We start from the raw sequence: 17,382 nt of genomic DNA on the forward strand, positions 1-17,382 counted from the left end.
ACTATGGGGAAAGACCGTCGGGACAAGGAAGAAGAGAAAGAGCGGCTTTGGAAACAGGTGATGGGGAAGGACCGCTCTCTTTCAGCATCTGATCTGGAAGGACTGCAGGAAGTCAGTGATGAAAAGAATGTGCTTGTCAGTGATGATCAGGCCATGTCACAGCTGCATGCGATTCTTTTGAAGCAGCAGAAGCAGCTGGAACAGATGAGCAAAGAGATTTCACCGGATCAGAAGAAGCTGAATGATGATATGGATGCACTCAATCAAAGCTTGAAAGAGGACTACCATGTCCAGGAACCCAAAGAGGAAAAACCGGTTGATGACAAAGCAGTCTTTGCACAGATGGAAGAGGTTTTGAACAAGGAGATCATCGGCCAGAAGGAAGCCGTGCATAACTTGTGTGCTGCTTTGCGCCGCCCGTATGTGATGGGAACTGAGAGAAATCATGCCCGCAATGTGATTCTGATCATGGGTAAAGAGGGTGTCGGCAGACATGCCTGTGTGGCAGCAACTTCCCGTGTTCTCTACCAGCATCAGATCTTTACTTCACCCGATGTGAATACCATTGATTTATCCCGCTATACAAGTGCTTCTCAGGAACAGGTCTTTGTACAGGATCTATACCAGGCACTGCACCAGAATGGCGGCATGATCGTGTTTGAAAACTTCAAACAGGGATTTGCGCCATTTCTGCGGATGGTTTCATCACTGGCGGAAAATGGCAGCGTCCTGCTGAACAAGCGGTATGTGCTGCGCCAGGGCATCCTGGTGGAAAACCAGAGCGGCCTTGTCAAAGATGCCGTCGATTCCCTGTCTGCGCAGGACAAATATCTGATCTTTATCACGCATGGCTCCCTTTCTGATGTGCAGGATGCCTTTGGTGCTGATTTTATGAAACATGTGCTGGATACCATCACCTTTGTCAGCCTTGATGCGGATGCAGTCAAACAGATCATTTCCAGACAGACAGAACAATTACAGCAGAAGTGTGACAGTCAGCTCCATGTCACATTGACCATTGACCCATCCCTCAATGACTGGGTGCTTTCCCACTATGATAAAGAACATGGTGCGGATGCCATCATTGCCCAGTTCAATGATTTCTATATCAGCCTGTCTGAGGCAGTGCTGAAAGATAATGCGAAAGAAATTTCATTGCAGGTGGAAGATGATGTGCCATATGCACTCTATGATGGTAAAAAGATATCCATCTGCCGCAGCCAGAACAGCCAGGCAGAGATGGATGCTGTATCAAAGGAACTTGACTCTGTCATTGGCCTGGATAATGTGAAAAGCTATATCCGCTCTCTGCAGGCTCATGTGCTGATCAACCAGCGCCGCCGCCAGCAGGGTCTCAAGACGACTGAGATCTCCAAACATATGATCTTTACCGGCAATCCCGGCACAGGCAAGACAACCATTGCCCGGCTGTTTGCCCGGTATATGAAAGCCATTGGCGCTTTGTCACAGGGACAGCTTGTCGAAGTCACCAGAGCCGATCTTGTCGCAAAGTATGTCGGCCAGACAGCGCCATTGACCATGTCCGTGATACGCAGTGCACTTGGCGGGGTGCTGTTCATTGATGAAGCCTATTCCCTGTATAGAGGCAGGGATGACAGCTTTGGCCTGGAAGCTATTGATACACTGGTCAAGGCAATGGAAGATAACCGGGATGATCTGATTGTCATCCTGGCTGGCTACAAGAAAGAAATGGCAGCTTTTCTGGAAGCCAACTCCGGCTTGAAGAGCCGCTTTCCCAATATCATCGAATTCCCGGATTATACAGGTGAACAGCTGATGGCCATTGCAGATCAGATTGCAAAGGGCAAGGGATACCGCATTGATGACAGTGTCAAAGCACCATTGACTGCCTGGTTTGATCAGAAACAGGCAGAAAGTGCTGCCACTGCCGGCAATGGCAGACTGGCCCGCAATACCATTGAGGAAGCCATACTGAGACAGTCAGAACGTCTGCTCAAAGAAGAAAATGCAGATATGGACCTGTTAAAGAAGGAAGACTTCAGCATCCTGAAAGAGATGGAACAGGCAGAATAACAGCAGCGATCATCAAGATCAGTATCCAATACGGTGCTGGTCTTTTTTACAAATAATCGATAACTGTTGATAAAAATGTGGTGAAATTATAACATTATGATAGATATACACCACATAACAAAGGAGATAAGAATATGAAAAGACTGAGACGAATTAACTACATGGGCTTTCTCTCCCTGCTTGCTCTGGTTCCTGTCATTGGCTGGAAAACAGGGAATCATGGCTTAGGGGCATTCTTTTCTTATTTATATTATCTGAAGTATTTCTGGGTGATTCCGGATGAAATGTTTATCCAGCAGGTACGTAAAGCTTCCGTGATTGCCTGTCTGGCAGGAATCATCTCACTGGTTCCGCTGATGATTCTTGGCTCTTTCTGTTTTCAGGGAAGAGACGCCGTTGCAATTCCATTTGGCATGTGTTTTGGTGTCATCGTGCTGCTGTTTGGTGTCAGCTTCGCTATTCTTGAAGCAAGGGAAGAAACTGCTGCCAATGATTAAAAACAGAATCAAAGAATATCGTGCCAGATACAACATGAAACAGGAGGATCTGGCCCGCATGGCTGGTGTCCGCAGAGAAACAATCGGCAACCTGGAAAAAGGAAAATATAACCCTTCGCTTGTACTTGCATGGAAAATTGCTGAGGTTTTCAAAGTGACAATTGAAGATATCTTTACAGTCGAAGAAGAATGATGGAATATCAGTCAGGAGTTCTCTTGCGCAATCCCCATTGGGAAAATGAAGAAGACTGATCATGCCGTCTGCAGGTTTTACTGTAGGAGGCATACTGTTAACAAATCAGAATATCTTATTAGAATAGGTTTCATGAAAAAACTGTCAGTAACCATTTTGAAGATACTTGTGTTTTTTATCGGATGGGCTGTTTTGTCAGGGATCATCGATATTCCTGTGGAGAATCCGGCTTTGTGGCGTTTCTTTGCAGAACTGATCCCATTTGCAGTCATAGTCGCTTTTACAATTGTATTTTTGTTCAGGGAAAAAGGAGAAATCTCTATTCCGGTGAGAGATCCTTCTGGCAAAGGAATAATGATAGGCTGTGCAGTGGGAATCTGCTGGATCGGCATTGTTTCAGGTGTTCTGCTGCTGTCACATCAGCTGACGATTGTCGGAAAGAATTCGGTTTCCATGCTTTGGCTGTGGATCTTATCCGCATTCATAAATACTGTCATGCAGGAACTGCTGGTCAGAGGATATATTTACCAGCTTGTCAGGCAAAGGTATTCTCTTGCGGCCGCAATTATTGTAACAACAGCATTATTTACGCTGATGCATGGCGGTGCCTTTGAAGCAGGCATTCTTCCGGTGATCAATGTCATTACCATGTGTTTGTTTACGACGGCTCTGTATGAAGCAGAGAACACACTGGCTGCGCCTGTCATGGCCCATGCGGTCTGGAATATCGTCGGGGGAATCTTCCTGGGAGGAGTTAGTCTTGCGGATGATTATCCACATCTGTTAACACTGCGTGCTTCTGCAAATACCTTGTTATCCGGCGGTACTTACATGATCGAGTCAAGCATCATCACGCTTGTAGTCAATATTCTGCTGTTGATGGTTTTCTGCCGGAAGATCAAAAGTGCAGAAAATTATTGACATCTACTTTTGGGCGACTAATTGCTAGTGCATTTTATAGCCACCCGTTTTTCGATCGGTGTAAATGTAAGGATCAATGCCATATCTTCGTTTGCGATCTGTTTCCAGCGGCGATCACTCATTCTTCCCTGCGATAAACTAAATACCCACTTCATCTGATATTTCTCATCAGGCAAAAACACCAATGAAGTGCTGGCATCCGTATTGTCCTGAAATACAGGATTTGCATACGCCATTAATTCCCGGTGTGGGAATACATACCAGTCAGGTCCAGTGAGTTCAAATGAATTGAAATTGACAGCATCGTCTGGACTATATGCTCCATCAGATTTTTCTACAAAATCTGGGTTTTGATTATCTATCGTAACAGTTAACTCAACAATCTTATCTCCCAGCAGAAGTTGAAAATCACTGCGATCCTTATGTATTTTCTGAAGGTAGTCATTTGTGTCATACAAATGGCAGTCATCTACTGTGACATGCAGATTTTTATATAACACTGCTCCTCCACTTTTATCATCTTCAAAGTCTACTGTATCGCCAATCTGATATTGAACCACCGGATTTCTTACGCCTACTTTGAATCCATCATTCAACATTGTATAGCGGACTGCCCACATCAGAATTCCAGCAATTACAAGAATCGTAATCATTCGTTTTTTATTCATGAAGCAGTTCCTTTTCAATAATCTGTCCATTATCCATATGGTAAATACAATCAGAAACCTTTCTTAAGAACTGATCATAATGACAGGCAAGAACAATCAAAGCACCACGTTTTTTCTCTTCCAGTAAAATCTGTTCAATCATTTCGACACCTGCGGCATCAAGAGCATTTGTAGGCTCATCTAATAAAATGATTTCTGGCTTTTCCATTATTGCAGCAGCAATACCAAGTCTTTGTTTCATACCCAGTGAATACTTCTTTACTTTCTTTTGATTATCCCCCAGTCCGACACGATCAAGAGTCTCTCTGATGTCATCATCATTGATATAGCCATTCAGGTCAGCAAGGAATTTCAGATTGTGAAAGCCATCATATCCACCAAGAAAAACAGGGTTTTCAATCAGAACACCGGTCCTGTCAGGAAAATCAATATCATTTCCAAGCTGCTTGTCATCGATCAACACTTTTCCTTCAGTAGGCAGTATGAGACCGCACATCAGTCTCATCAACATAGTCTTTCCACATCCGTTATAGCCACACAGACCGTAAATATGACCTTGATGTAATTCCAAAGTCACATTGCGGATCACCGTGTTCTTTTGTATTACTTTTGTAACATTTTCAAATTTAATCATCGAATTTTTCCCTTTCAATGATATCTGCTTTCTGAAATATCATGTTTCCTAACAGCCATGCGGCGATGATCAGAAGCAAACCACTGATGATTCCAAGTCGGTAATTCAATCCATCGACAATAAATACTGATGAGTGATTCAGCATGAGGTATCCAGGAAGAATAACCGGGGAGACAACAAAGAGAACCATTGTCATATAAGCATTCACTAGTATGAAGCTTCCAATCGTTCCGATCAGCAGACTGAAGAAAAGCTGAATCATATTCATAGCACCGATAATCGTTATTGGAATGCTTAGCAGTAATGCTGCTGTTGTTCTTGCATCAAGATTGAGGTTATTCTGTGCTGCAGAATATGTTCCATTTGCGGCAGCTTCAATAATTTCTGATGACAAGATAAATGAAATTCTTCCATTGCTGCAAAGGCAGAAAATTGCAGTAGACAGGATTACCAAAGCAACAAATACTGCACTCATCAGAATGCAAGATACGCATTTTGATGCCCACCACTTTTTTCTTGTACTCGATCTGATCAGCATCTGTGCTCCATAACCATGAAGATCCTTTTGCACAAATCCTGTGATGACAAAAAAGCTGATAATCAAAAGAGCCATCCAGAAAAACGGATATTCAAACTGCCCCGACTTAACGAATGGGTCTGTTCCGGAGAAAATATAAAGAAGGTAGTCGCCAATGCTGGCGTGTAAATCAGGATTAATGTTGTAAAAAAGACCGCTGATTTGCAAGCAATAAAACCATGTGAACAGGGGAACGATAAGATATCTCCTGTTTTTGATAATTTGTTCTGTAAATTCATACCTGAGAAGTCTACAAAACTTCATACTTTCTTCCTCGGAAATAAACAAGCGCTCCTGATACAAGTATGATACACGCTAAATTTAAGAGTATCGCCCATCCTGGATGATAAGTATTCGGGGCTGCTGTTACAAGATTAATCCATTCCGTTCCAACTCTGGCTTCGTTTTGATAAATGGGAAAGACCTCGGAAATAACCGCCTGCAGTATATATACGATCAGCATTGAGGGAACCAGGACGATACGTCTGCGAATAAAGAAGCCTAAGGCACAGCACAACATACTGAAGGCTCCACCCCATAAAAAAGAAATAATAAACCAGATCACTGCATACAAAACAGGATGCGTATAGAAAATTACTGAGCAGAAATCTCCAGCGAAAATTCCTGATGTCAGATAATAAATTCTGGGTATAGTAGTTTGCTGCATCATTGACAGCAATAATATATTAACCAGCAAAGCTGCACTGATCACGGCACCGCCAGAAAGAAAGGAGGCTGTAATCTTGCCCCAGAAATACTCTTTTCTTTTTTCTCTTACCAGCAGTTGAGCAGCATATCCGGACCGCAGGTCTTCTGCCAGACTCCATGCATAAGGAAGAGCTGCAAGCACTGGATACAGAATAAAAAACATTCGTGATGCATAAGTATTATTTGGCATAGCCATCCATTTAATAAAAATACTTTGAGGATAGTGATAAGCAATAAAATTATGCAATTGCTGCACAAAATCCGCAACCGGAAAAATCATTACAATAGCTGCTGAAGCCCAGAAGCCCCTGCTTGACAGCATCTTTTGAATCTCTACTTTAATTTTTTCTTTCAACAGTATTTCTCCCCATAGAAACTCATCATCAGAAATGTGTGATAATTGGTCAACTCATATTTACATGAATAAAAAACCCATCGGCTCCGTTTGCGTGATCTGTCAGATAAAGCTGATCCATACTTTCTGCTTTTACCAGAAAACCAACAGTGTAGTCCATTGAATCTCCCTGGGGCAGCCGATACGCCATCGAATGTATTTTGGAATCATATGGTGAATCAAAATATATTACTTCATCCCAATAATCAGGCATATCGCTCACTTGCTCCAGATTTGCCAGATAAATGATATCAGCGCGAAAGCAATCTTCAGGAAGATCATCCCAGCTTGGAAACATATCTGGATGGGGTACAGCATTCAGATTCGTGACACGCAATTTTACAAGGATCAGATGATAGCCATCCTTTAACTGGTCTTTCGAAGCATCATAAGCACTTGCAAATGTCTGGAACTCGCTAAGCTGATCTTCATACTGAGCAAAGCTGGTCATCAATCCAGTTTCCAATATCTCATAAGATAATTGCCCAGAAAAAAAATCTGATGTAAGAACAAAGCTCTGCTCATTCTCGTACTTTTTCACCTGTTTTTTGATTTTTGAACTAGTGAAAGCATTACCACATCCTGTCAATAATGATACTAATACTACCAGCAATAAAGCTTTCTTTGAATGACCCATATGATCAATACCTTGCTACAATCATTCCTGAAGTTCTAATGCTATCTGCGCTCCAGCGTCCTGAAACAACATCCGAACGAATGATATTGTCTGACTGCAACTTTAATCCGGCAAAGCGATATCCTGCTTCATAAATACCATTATAAATTTCATATTCATATCCGATATCCAAACTGACTGAATTGGTCGGACTCCCTGTATAATCTTGCGTAAGATTCGAATTCCACGAAGTAGAACCACACGCCCATGTCTGAGCTTTGACAGAATTCCCGGCTTTAGTAACGTATGCATATACAGAAGATGCATTCGACTTCTCACGGGGTGCACTTACAGGAGTAAAGCTTCTTGCAGAAATAGTAAAATTTGTAAAATACTTATCTTCTGTAGACGCATGTACTGCGCTACATGGTGCCAATAATAGTGATGCAAAAAGAGCTGCTCCCCAAACACGTTTTGATTTTTTCATTTTCTTCCTCCCTAGAAAAAATATTCTGATATGAAAGCGCTTCCTGGAGGAATAATATATGACCATATTTCTGCTGTCAACAGCAAAAAAACTGGCAAACTATTTTACATTTATCTAACACAGAAATACTATCTTTACCATTTCGCATTAGCAATGATTAACCATTGGCATCCTTCAAAAATTGCGCTGAAGCTGCCAAAACATCTTTTTGGAATCTAAAGGGATTGGATGTGCTACGATCAGGGCAGGAGGCAATACCATGGAATTTCGCATTGAGGAGAAGAAGGCATTTACCGTTGTTGGCATCAGCCGTCATTTTGCATTGGAGGATTGCTATGCCAGAATTCCAGAGTTCTGGGATGAGATCATGAAAGATGGGGATCACAGGCGCATTCTTGGTATGTTTGGCGTCTGCTATGATTCCGATGGCAAAGGAATGGAGTATATGATTGGAGATCTCTATCAGCCTTGGAAACAGTTTGAAGATGGCGATACGGCATTCTCATTTGAGGATGGGCTTTGGGCGGTCTTTCCATGCCATGGTGCTTTACCGGATGCTTTGCAGAAAGTAAATACAGAAGTGTGGTCGAAGTGGGTGCCTGCGCATCGGGATACATATGCACTGCGTGCCAATTACAATATTGAACTGTATGCACCGATGCCAGAGAAGGCAGAAGATATTTACACAGAGATCTGGCTGCCGGTAAGGAAAATAAATGGCTGATTGTAAGTATTCAATGATCATTTTGTAAAATCCGTACTAATCAGGTCAGCTTACTTGAAATCCATGTGGGATATCATCATAATAGACAGTGTTCACCGAGATGGTGAGATTGGATTGATTAGAAAACTGGAGGAAAATTGAAGATGAAGTACAGATGTGTTGTATGCGGTCACATTTATGATGAGGAGAAGGAAGGCGTCAAGTTTGCTGATCTGCCTGAGGATTGGGTCTGCCCTGTCTGCAAGGCTCCGAAGTCCAAGTTTGAGCCGGTTGATGAGACCGAGGATCTGAAGTGGGATTCTGAGCATGTTGTAGGCGTCGCTTCCAATGTTCCGGAAGAGATCAAGGCACAGCTGCGCAATGAGTTTGCCGGTGAGTGCTCTGAAGTCGGTATGTACCTGGCTATGAGCAGAGCTGCCATCCGTGAGGGTTATCCGGAAGTTGGCATGTTCTACAGACAGGTTGCTTTCGAAGAGGCTGATCACGCTTCCCGTTATGCTGAGATGCTCGGTGAGGTCGTTTCCGCTTCCACAAAGGAGAACCTGAAGGTCAGAGTCATGGCTGAAAATGGTGCAACCAATGGCAAGACTGCACTGGCTAAGAAGTGCAAGGAACTCAATCTCGATGCCCTGCATGATTCTATTCATGAAATGGCAAGAGATGAAGCACGTCACGGCAAGGGCTTCAAGGCTCTGCTCGACAGATACTTCAAGGACTAATCTGCTTCATCAGGCTCCGGATCTTCCGGAGTCTTTTTCTTTTCTTTGTTTAAGATTTCTTAAGGTTTCGTTTGCATGGGTGGAAATTTGCTACAATGATGGCATATGGGGAAACTATTGAAAAAGGGGATCATTTCCTTGCTTTCTGTTCTGGCTTTGGCTCTGTGTACTTTGCCGGTGAAAGCAGAAAACCGGACGATCCGGATTCTGTTTACATCCGGTCTTCTGGCACAGCTGGATCCCATTCTGGAAGTCAATGAAAATGGTGAAACGATACAGACAGGCGGTTTTGCAGGACTGGCAGGCACGATTGCCAGCCAGAAAAACGATGCCACGCTTGTGCTGGATGCCGGAGATTTCTCCTATGGCACATCCGCATCCGTTTTGATACCAGACGGCACGGTGTTATCACTGCTGAAACAGATGGGCTATGATGCCGTGATGCCGGGAGAAAAAGACTTCTCTTATGACCATGACAGTCTTGTCTCCATGTGGAATGCGCCGGTGGAAAAGCCGTATGTTGTGCTGGACAATGTTTCTCTGGAAGGCACAAACATCTTTCTGCCATCCTTATTATTAGAATGCGGTGGAGTGCAGGTTGGCATCTTCGGCGTCATGTCTGATGGCCTTTCAGGTGATGGCATTTCGGTGCAGGATCCCCTGGAATCTGCAAGTGCTTCTGTGAAGGCACTGCAGGCAGACGGTGCACAGTACATCATTGCGATGTGCCATGATGCCGCCAGGGAAGATACATCACGCTTGTGTGATATTCTGGCTGACAAGATCGAAGGGATTGATCTGATCATCAATGGGCACCAGGATGAAATGACTTCTTCACCATCCCGGCAAAAGGATACCTGGATTGTCAATGGAGACAGCCAGGGCAGAAATCTCGGCGTTCTGGATATCGATGTGGATGCACGCACAATCTCCTCATGCCAGTATGTCAGAATCGATCCTTCTCTTGCGGATGAATCTGTGCTTACAGCGGTGAATGATGCCAGGCAGCAGGCAAAAGCGAAGCTGCGTGCTCTTGGTCAGGATCCGGATCAGACTGCCGGCGTGAGTGATCATGTGTATACAGATCCAAATGATGAACAAAGCGACACACGTGATTTCATTATGGATGCCCTGAGTGATGCCTGGAATCATCAGACAGCGCTGCCGGGCCGCTATGCCGTGTCACTTGCTGGTGCTGATGAGCTTGCCATGCCATTGCCCAATGGGCAGATCATAGCGATGAATCTGCTGGATACCGGTCTTGCCGGCAATGATGCCGGCTCCTTGTCACAGCCATTGTATGGTGCCTATGTCAAGGGTTCAGATCTGCGGAAGATCTGTGAGATTGACTATCATGAGGGGCAGCGGAATGCTTTATCACAGCTTGCCATGGGCAGGATGAAGTATACAGTGCTGGATCAGCGGCTGGCGATGAACCAGGTGGTGGATGTCTATGTGCGGGAAACAGATAAATACTGGGCAAAGGTGAGTGATGATGCCTATTATCCGCTTGTCTATACAGCCCGTGTGAAACAGATTCTGGATTCAGCAGGTACGGAAAGCAGAGGTATCCTGCAGGTGACACTGTATGGTGATCCCAAAGCAGCCACATCTGCCAGCGATACACCTTTGAAGGCATCCGATGGTACAGAAATGAATGCGCTGTGGGCAGAGATGGCCTATCTGGAATCTTTCCCGCGCGGTGAAAATGCCGTGCACACTCTGGCGGGGCAGTATCAGAGTACTATCCAGAAAGTAACAGCCGTTAAAATGAACGTACACAACTACTTTGTGCATACATCCCGCTTTGGCTGGATGGTGTACCTTGGCATTGTAGGTGCTGTGGTGCTTCTGATCATCATTGTGCGTATCTTTGCCTGGATTTACAATCGCCTCCATCCATCACAGGCAGGGGATGATTGAGCACAGAGGACATGCTATAATTTCTGAAAAGCGAGGGATGATCATGAGTGAAAATAATAAGGAAGCACAGGCAGAACCGGAAATTGAACTGACACTTGCCGGTGCGGATGAAACGCCTGCCGCAAAGCAGGAAGAGGCAAAGCCGGAAGAACAGCCTGCGGCGGATGTCTATGATGAAAGCAAGCTGAGCCCGAAGGAACAGGCAACGGTAGATAACTTTGCCAAGCAGATTGATATTACGCAGTCCAATATCGTGCTGCAGTATGGCTCTCAGGCCCAGAAGAAGATCACGGATTTCAGTGATACAGCCTTGAACAATGTGCGTACCAAGGATCTTGGTGAAGTTGGCAAGCTGCTGGGTGATCTGGTTGTGGAGCTCAAGGGTACGGCAGAGGCTTCAGAAGACAAAGGTCTGTTTGGCATGTTCCGCAAGAGTGGGACAAAGATCGAAGCCATGAAGGCAAAGTATGCCAAGACCGAAGCCAATGTGGATAAGATCGCTGATGTGCTGGAGGATCATCAGATTCAGCTGCTGAAAGATATTGCTTTGCTGGATCAGCTGTATGAGCGCAACCAGCAGAATACAAAGGAACTGACGATGTATATCATTGCCGGTAAGAAAAGACTTGCACAGGTGCGGGAGAAGGAGCTGCCTGCTCTGCAGGCCAAGGCAAAGGCATCCGGCCTGCCGGAAGATGCCCAGGCTGCCAATGATCTGCAGAATGCGTGTGATCGCTTTGAGAAGAAGCTTCATGATCTGATGCTTACCCGTACCGTGTCCATCCAGATGGCACCGCAGATCCGTCTTGTGCAGAACAATGACACAATCATGACGGAGAAGATTCAGTCTACGCTTGTCAATACCATTCCGCTGTGGAAGAACCAGATGGTTCTTGCCCTTGGGGTGGAACATTCCCGCAAAGCCATGGAGGCAGAGCGTGCTGTTAACGACATGACCAATGATCTGCTCAAGAAGAATGCCGAGACACTGCATCAGGCAACCGTGGATACGGCCAAGGAATCTGAGCGCGGCATTGTCGATCTGGAAACTTTGCAGCATACCAACCAGGAATTGATTGCCACATTGGATGAAGTGCTGCAGATCCAGAAAGAAGGCCACCAGAAGCGGATGGAAGCGGAGAAGGAGCTGACCCGTATTGAAGGTGAACTGCATCAGAAGATGCTGCAGGTAAATCAGTAACAGATCAAATAGAAAGACAAAGAAAAACAGCTGCCGCCGGCAGTTGTTTTTAGAGGACACGATGGCAGCGAAAAGAAGACGCAGAACGACACACAGAACAACACGCACAAGAACATACAGAACCAGAAGAACATACCGCCGCAGAAAGACATCCAGCCGGATGCCGCTGTTTCTGATCGGTATTTTCGTGCTGATTGTGTGTGCTGCCATCACTTCCTGCATCAATCGTGAAGATCGTTATGAATATGATCCGGTGACAGATGTGCAGATGAATACAGAAAACCGTGAATACAACATGTATGACATGACCAATCTCATCAGTAACAATGGCATTTACAGCTATGAGGATGATCGCTACACATCACAGTTTGGCGTAGATGTGTCTGAACATAATGGCACCATTGACTGGGCAGCCCTGAAAGCAGATGGTGTGCAGTTTGCCATGATCCGCATTGGCTATCGGGGTTATGACCAGGGTACCATTACCGAAGATTCTGCTTTTGCCAGAAATATCAAAGGTGCACATGATGCTGGCATCCAGGTGGGTGTCTACTTCTTCTCACAGGCAGTTTCTGAGGATGAGGCTGCCCAGGAAGCCAAGTGGGTCATAGAGCGTCTGCATTCGGAATCCATTGATTTGCCGGTAGTCTATGACATGGAAATGTATTCGGATGAAACCAATGCCCGCGGCAATACGACGACCAGAGAGCAACGTACCGCAGATGCGGCAGTCTTCCTGGATAATATTGCCAATGCCGGCTATTCACCGATGCTGTATGCCAGCACCGGCACGTATGACACAGTCTTTGATCCCCAGTATCTGACCGGCTATCCGTTCTGGGTGGCAGAATATGATACAGTATGCAGCTATCCGTATACCTATGCCATGTGGCAGTATTCAGAAAGCGGCACGTTAAATGGTGTATCTACTAACGTAGATCTGGATATCCGGCTGATTGAGAAGTAATTATTCTGCATCTTTGAACGCCATCGTCGTGCGCAGATATTTTGGCGTGACCGTTCCCCGGGAGAGGTCTTTGACCTTCTCAGGGAACGTTTTGTTTTCGGTTTCCACCAGTACGGTAATGTCTTCATCATACAGCGTGTCTTTGATGGTACCCTGTTGGCGCAGCCATGTCTCAAGCGTGCCCTGCATGGCATAGGGATAGCGTACCTCATATACATCCACCGGCACTTCCATGACTTTAGGCGCACTGGCAATTGTATCGGCCGTGATGCCGCCATAGGCACGGATCAAACCGCCGGCGCCAAGCTTGATGCCGCCAAACCATCGCACCACACAGGCACACACATCCTGGATGCCGCTTTTCTTCAGTGCTTCCAGCATGGGTACCCCGGCAGTGCCGGCTGGCTCGCCATGATCATTGGACCGCTGCAGCTGATTGTTTTCACCCATCACCCAGGCTGTGCATACATGGGTCGCATCGTGGTATTCCTTCTGCACTTCATGGATGAAGGCACGTGCTTCTTCCTCTGTGTGTACGGGACGCAGAATACATAGAAAGCGTGATTTGCGGATGATGGTTTCCTGCTGATATTCTTCTTTGATCTGCATGAAAGGTATTATACACATCCTGCAGGAAAGAAGACAGAAGATGGGCAATCGATGATAAAATAGATATGATGAGCAGAATACAGCAGCTTGATGTACAGATTGCCAATATGATTGCGGCCGGCGAGGTCGTGGAGCGGCCCATGGGGGTTGTCAAGGAACTTGTGGAGAATGCCATTGATGCCGGCAGTACGAGAATTGTCGTGTCCATTACGGATGGCGGCATTGAAAAGGTACAGGTAGAGGACAATGGCTGCGGCATGGATCATATCGATGCCAGAATGGCTTTTCTGCGCCATGCGACAAGCAAAATCCGTGTCCAGAATGATCTCTGGAATATTCATACATTAGGATTCCGCGGGGAAGCCTTGCCTTCCATTGCGTCTGTTTCCAAACTGACCATGAACACAAGTGATGGCAATGATGCCACCCACATTGTCATGGAATACGGCAAAGAGACGGCCTATGAAGCCATGGCATGCCCTGGGGGCACTTCGATCACGGTGGAAGGCCTGTTTTACCATACCCCTGCCAGACTCAAACATCTGCGCTCCGCCAGTTATGAGGCATCTTTGATCCAGAATCTACTCGTTTCCTTTGCCCTGAGCCATCCGGAGATTGCCTTCCGTCTGTTTTCCCAGGATAAAGAAGCATTCCGTACATCCGGCAATGGTAATCTGCTGGAAGTGCTGTTTCAGGCTGCCGGCAGACCGGCTGCAGAGAATGCCGTAAAGATTGATCTGAATGACTTTGATTACCGGGTATCCGGCTATATCGTCAAGCCGGTTATTACCCGTGCTTCCCGCACCATGGAACATGTTTTCATGAATCATCGCATTGTACGGGATTTCAAATTATACAAGGCGATTCAGGATGGCTATGGCAATGGTCTGCCGGCAGGCAGATATCCATTAACAGTCCTGAATATCGACATGGATCCCCATCTGCTGGATGTCAACGTGCATCCTTCCAAGTGGGAAGTCCGTCTGTCCAAGGAAACACAGCTGGAATATCTGATCCGTGATGGCATTCATGATGCTTTGAACCAATCAGTACCGGTGCCGGAAAGCAAGCCGGTGATCCGTACACCGTATTATCATCCCCAGTCCTTTGATGCCGAAGAGCTGCGGCCCAAAGATCTGGCGGCGAGCGAAGAGAAAACAGAACAGACAGAAAGCATACGAAATAGACAAAACCGCAGGGACAGCCAGCTTATCCAGAAGCAGGAAACAGAAAATACAGAGCAAATACCAGAACCGGAGACAATCGTCACAAGTCAGTCGGAAATATTACCTGCAGAAGAAAGCAGAAATACGGCGGAAACACCTGTGCAGAGTGAAATTGCCCAGGACAATGCCCTGCTGTCTCATTACAGTGTGCAGGAACAGACGAAGTATAAGCCAAAGAAAAAGTCGTTTCCGATGATGGATGTGATTGGCCAGTATAAGGGTAAGTGGATTCTGTGTGCGTGTGAAAAGGGCCTTGCCGTGATTGATCAGAAGCGGGCAATGGCAGTGGCAGAGACACAGAAGGTGATTGACAGTCTGCAGAAAGCACCGGTGATGTCTTCTTTACTGGTGCCGATTACCATCCATGCCGGCTCTGATCTTGTCAGGCGTCTTGGTGTGATCAATGACCAGGTATCCTGCCTGTATATTCACTTTGAGCCATTTGGCAGTGATACTCTGATGGTGCGTGAAATTCCTTCCTGGCTGCAGGATCTGGATCCTTCTGCTTTTCTGGAAGATCTGGTAGATGGGTTCCGCCATGAAGAAAAAGTAGATGCACTGGCACAGTTGAAGAAGGAAATGGCAAAAGCGATCTCTCTGCGCAGTCAGAATACAAATCTTGGCAAAGAGGAGATGCAGTCTTTGTTAACACAGCTGTCTCAGTGTGAGGATCCGTTTGTGACGGCGGAAGGAAAGCCGGTCTTTGTGATCGTGGATGAAAAGACACTGGCAAGAGGGTTCCGCTGATGAAGAAGGTGCTTGTGATAGCCGGGCCGACAGCGGCTGGCAAATCCGATTTTGCCGTAGAAATGGCAAAGCAGCTGGATGGCATCATCATCTCCGGTGATTCAATCCAGGTATACAGAGGCTTTGATATTGGCTCTGGCAAGATTACCAAGGCAGAGATGCAGGGAATCCCGCATGAGCTGATTGATATTCTTGGACCGCGTGATCATTACAGTGCGGCAGACTTTCAGAAGATGGCCCGTGCCATCATTGATGCAACAGAGAAATTTCCGATCATCTGCGGCGGCACCGGTCTGTATCTGAAAGCATGTCTGTATGACTATGCTTTCCCGGCAGAAAACCATGAAGAGACAATCGATCCGGCTCTTGATCAGATGGACAACGATGCCCTGTATGCACTGCTTGTGGAAAAAGATCCTGTGCAGGCAGAAAAGATTCATCCCCATAACAGAAGGCGGGTGATGCGGGCACTGACGATTCTTGCACGTCAGGGCCAGACGATGTCTTCTCTGGAAGCGGCCCAGACGCATATGCCCGTTTATGATATCTGGATTGCCGGCTGTACGATGGACAGAGACAAGCTGTATGCACGCATCAATGCACGTGTAGAGAAGATGTTTGCATTGGGGCTGGAACAGGAAGTGAAAGACTTGCTGCAAAATGGCAGCGCGTTTTCGGATCAGGCGATGCAGGGGATCGGTTATCGGGAATTTGAGCCGTATATAAAAGGAGAATGTACGCTGGATGATGTAAAGACACAGATTCAGACACATTCCCGTCAGTTTGCCAAGCGGCAGTATACATGGCTGCGCCATCAGCTGCCTGTACACTGGTTTGACATTACGGATGAAAAGGAGAAACAGAAGATGGCGGAAGAGATCATCAATTGGAGTAATTCATGAATATGTATGAGAAGATCAGGCACTTGATCCGCACCAATGCCTGGTATGACTTTGGCATCTGGACAGGTATTTCCATTGTTCTGGCAGGCGTGATTCTGCTGGGATGGCATCAAAGATGGTCGCTGGATGCCTTTGTGCTTGTGGCTGCCATGGTATTGATCCCTGGGGCAGTGATCCTTCTTTGTGTCTGCCAGCATCGTTTTGCCAAGCTGCGCACCCTGATTCAAAGCGGCGGTACAGTGGACGAATTTAAAGAGGAAGCGTGGATCGTCTTGCAGAAAGGCCTGTTCCTTGGCAGAAACTGGCTTGTGCAGCAGGATGGCAGCCATGTATTTCCTGTTCAAAGACAGCAGATTCAGGATCTGCAGGTGGAAAGAAGACTGGATGGCAATGGCATTCTGCATATTCTGGCAAATGGGAAAAAGATGACATGCCTGCTGGACATCCAGAATCATCCTGAAATTGAAAATATTCTTGGATCATGGCAGCAGGGCAGCATCATCTGTCCTTCGTGTCTTGGCATCAATGATCCTGAGAATCGTTTCTGCACACATTGCGGTACGCCATTGCCGCATTAATGTGAACGTTTGATGAAAGATGAAAACGTTTGGGCA

The 17,382-nt window shown here is 46.1% G+C and carries 19 protein-coding genes; 12 read left to right on the top strand and 7 right to left on the bottom strand.

Annotation, left to right across the window (positions count from 1 at the left end; genetic code table 11):
- Window positions 1-3 precede the first annotated feature (3 nt).
- From DHU66_RS04895 to DHU66_RS04910, 4 genes are all read left to right on the top strand, one after another.
- A complete protein-coding gene (locus DHU66_RS04895; protein WP_108774761.1) occupies window positions 4-2,055 on the top strand; it encodes an AAA family ATPase in 2,052 nt (683 codons plus the stop codon).
- 134 nt (window positions 2,056-2,189) lie between these two features.
- The gene (locus DHU66_RS04900; protein WP_108774762.1) at window positions 2,190-2,552 is read left to right on the top strand and encodes a DUF3796 domain-containing protein; all 363 of its coding nucleotides are present in this window, start codon (window positions 2,190-2,192) and stop codon (window positions 2,550-2,552) included.
- Complete coding sequence (locus DHU66_RS04905) at window positions 2,545-2,745, top strand: helix-turn-helix transcriptional regulator (RefSeq protein ID WP_108774763.1); 201 nt, start codon at window positions 2,545-2,547, stop codon at window positions 2,743-2,745. The genes DHU66_RS04900 and DHU66_RS04905 overlap by 8 nt, the downstream gene beginning before the upstream one ends.
- 132 nt (window positions 2,746-2,877) lie before the next feature.
- Window positions 2,878-3,666: a CPBP family intramembrane glutamic endopeptidase gene (locus DHU66_RS04910; RefSeq protein ID WP_108774764.1), complete on the top strand. Its 789-nt coding sequence runs from the start codon at window positions 2,878-2,880 to the stop codon at window positions 3,664-3,666.
- A gap of 17 nt (window positions 3,667-3,683) precedes the next feature.
- Here the strand turns inward: DHU66_RS04910 and DHU66_RS04915 are convergent, their stop codons facing one another.
- From DHU66_RS04915 to DHU66_RS12025, 6 genes are read right to left on the bottom strand one after another with little or no spacing between them, the layout of a single operon-like run.
- A complete protein-coding gene (locus DHU66_RS04915; RefSeq protein WP_108774765.1) occupies window positions 3,684-4,334 on the bottom strand; it encodes a DUF5028 domain-containing protein in 651 nt (216 codons plus the stop codon).
- On the bottom strand, window positions 4,327-4,968 hold the full coding sequence (locus DHU66_RS04920; RefSeq protein WP_108774766.1) for an ATP-binding cassette domain-containing protein: 642 nt from the start codon (window positions 4,966-4,968) through the stop codon (window positions 4,327-4,329). The genes DHU66_RS04915 and DHU66_RS04920 overlap by 8 nt, the downstream gene beginning before the upstream one ends.
- Window positions 4,961-5,809, bottom strand: a complete 849-nt coding sequence (locus tag DHU66_RS04925) for a DUF2705 family protein (protein ID WP_135358304.1) — start codon at window positions 5,807-5,809, stop codon at window positions 4,961-4,963. Before DHU66_RS04925 ends, DHU66_RS04920 begins: the two co-directional genes overlap by 8 nt.
- Window positions 5,796-6,608, bottom strand: a complete 813-nt coding sequence (locus DHU66_RS04930; RefSeq protein ID WP_108774768.1) for a hypothetical protein — start codon at window positions 6,606-6,608, stop codon at window positions 5,796-5,798. The genes DHU66_RS04925 and DHU66_RS04930 overlap by 14 nt, the downstream gene beginning before the upstream one ends.
- A 49-nt stretch (window positions 6,609-6,657) precedes the next feature.
- Window positions 6,658-7,284 carry a hypothetical protein gene (locus DHU66_RS04935; protein ID WP_135358305.1) on the bottom strand — a complete coding sequence of 209 codons (627 nt, stop codon included), beginning with the start codon at window positions 7,282-7,284 and terminating at the stop codon, window positions 6,658-6,660.
- A gap of 4 nt (window positions 7,285-7,288) precedes the next feature.
- Window positions 7,289-7,750 (bottom strand): hypothetical protein, encoded by a 462-nt coding sequence (locus DHU66_RS12025; RefSeq protein ID WP_135358306.1) that lies wholly within the window; start codon window positions 7,748-7,750, stop codon window positions 7,289-7,291.
- 259 nt (window positions 7,751-8,009) lie between these two features.
- On the opposite strand from DHU66_RS12025, the gene DHU66_RS04945 reads away from it, so the two are divergent.
- From DHU66_RS04945 to DHU66_RS04965, 5 genes are all read left to right on the top strand, one after another.
- The gene (locus DHU66_RS04945; protein WP_108774771.1) at window positions 8,010-8,474 is read left to right on the top strand and encodes a GyrI-like domain-containing protein; all 465 of its coding nucleotides are present in this window, start codon (window positions 8,010-8,012) and stop codon (window positions 8,472-8,474) included.
- Between the two features lie 143 nt (window positions 8,475-8,617).
- Window positions 8,618-9,193: a ferritin family protein gene (locus tag DHU66_RS04950; protein WP_108774772.1), complete on the top strand. Its 576-nt coding sequence runs from the start codon at window positions 8,618-8,620 to the stop codon at window positions 9,191-9,193.
- 105 nt (window positions 9,194-9,298) lie between these two features.
- Window positions 9,299-11,116, top strand: a complete 1,818-nt coding sequence (locus tag DHU66_RS04955) for a bifunctional UDP-sugar hydrolase/5'-nucleotidase (RefSeq protein WP_135358307.1) — start codon at window positions 9,299-9,301, stop codon at window positions 11,114-11,116.
- 43 nt (window positions 11,117-11,159) lie between these two features.
- Window positions 11,160-12,317 carry a toxic anion resistance protein gene (locus tag DHU66_RS04960; protein ID WP_108774938.1) on the top strand — a complete coding sequence of 386 codons (1,158 nt, stop codon included), beginning with the start codon at window positions 11,160-11,162 and terminating at the stop codon, window positions 12,315-12,317.
- A gap of 61 nt (window positions 12,318-12,378) precedes the next feature.
- On the top strand, window positions 12,379-13,284 hold the full coding sequence (locus DHU66_RS04965; RefSeq protein WP_108774774.1) for a glycoside hydrolase family 25 protein: 906 nt from the start codon (window positions 12,379-12,381) through the stop codon (window positions 13,282-13,284).
- Here the strand turns inward: DHU66_RS04965 and DHU66_RS04970 are convergent, their stop codons facing one another.
- The gene (locus DHU66_RS04970; protein WP_167836264.1) at window positions 13,285-13,893 is read right to left on the bottom strand and encodes a YigZ family protein; all 609 of its coding nucleotides are present in this window, start codon (window positions 13,891-13,893) and stop codon (window positions 13,285-13,287) included.
- Between the two features lie 65 nt (window positions 13,894-13,958).
- Here DHU66_RS04970 and mutL point away from each other — a divergent pair, with 65 nt between their 5' ends.
- From mutL to DHU66_RS04985, 3 genes are read left to right on the top strand one after another with little or no spacing between them, the layout of a single operon-like run.
- On the top strand, window positions 13,959-15,866 hold the full coding sequence (gene mutL, locus DHU66_RS04975; RefSeq protein WP_245309398.1) for a DNA mismatch repair endonuclease MutL: 1,908 nt from the start codon (window positions 13,959-13,961) through the stop codon (window positions 15,864-15,866).
- Window positions 15,866-16,768, top strand: a complete 903-nt coding sequence (gene miaA, locus DHU66_RS04980; RefSeq protein ID WP_108774776.1) for a tRNA (adenosine(37)-N6)-dimethylallyltransferase MiaA — start codon at window positions 15,866-15,868, stop codon at window positions 16,766-16,768. Before mutL ends, miaA begins: the two co-directional genes overlap by 1 nt.
- Window positions 16,765-17,346 (top strand): zinc ribbon domain-containing protein, encoded by a 582-nt coding sequence (locus DHU66_RS04985; RefSeq protein ID WP_108774777.1) that lies wholly within the window; start codon window positions 16,765-16,767, stop codon window positions 17,344-17,346. The genes miaA and DHU66_RS04985 overlap by 4 nt, the downstream gene beginning before the upstream one ends.
- The last annotated feature ends 36 nt before the right edge of the window (window positions 17,347-17,382 follow it).

Origin of the sequence: Lactimicrobium massiliense (genome assembly GCF_900343155.1) — a bacterium.
Classification (GTDB): Bacteria; Bacillota_I; Bacilli_A; order Erysipelotrichales; family Erysipelotrichaceae; genus Bulleidia; species Bulleidia massiliensis.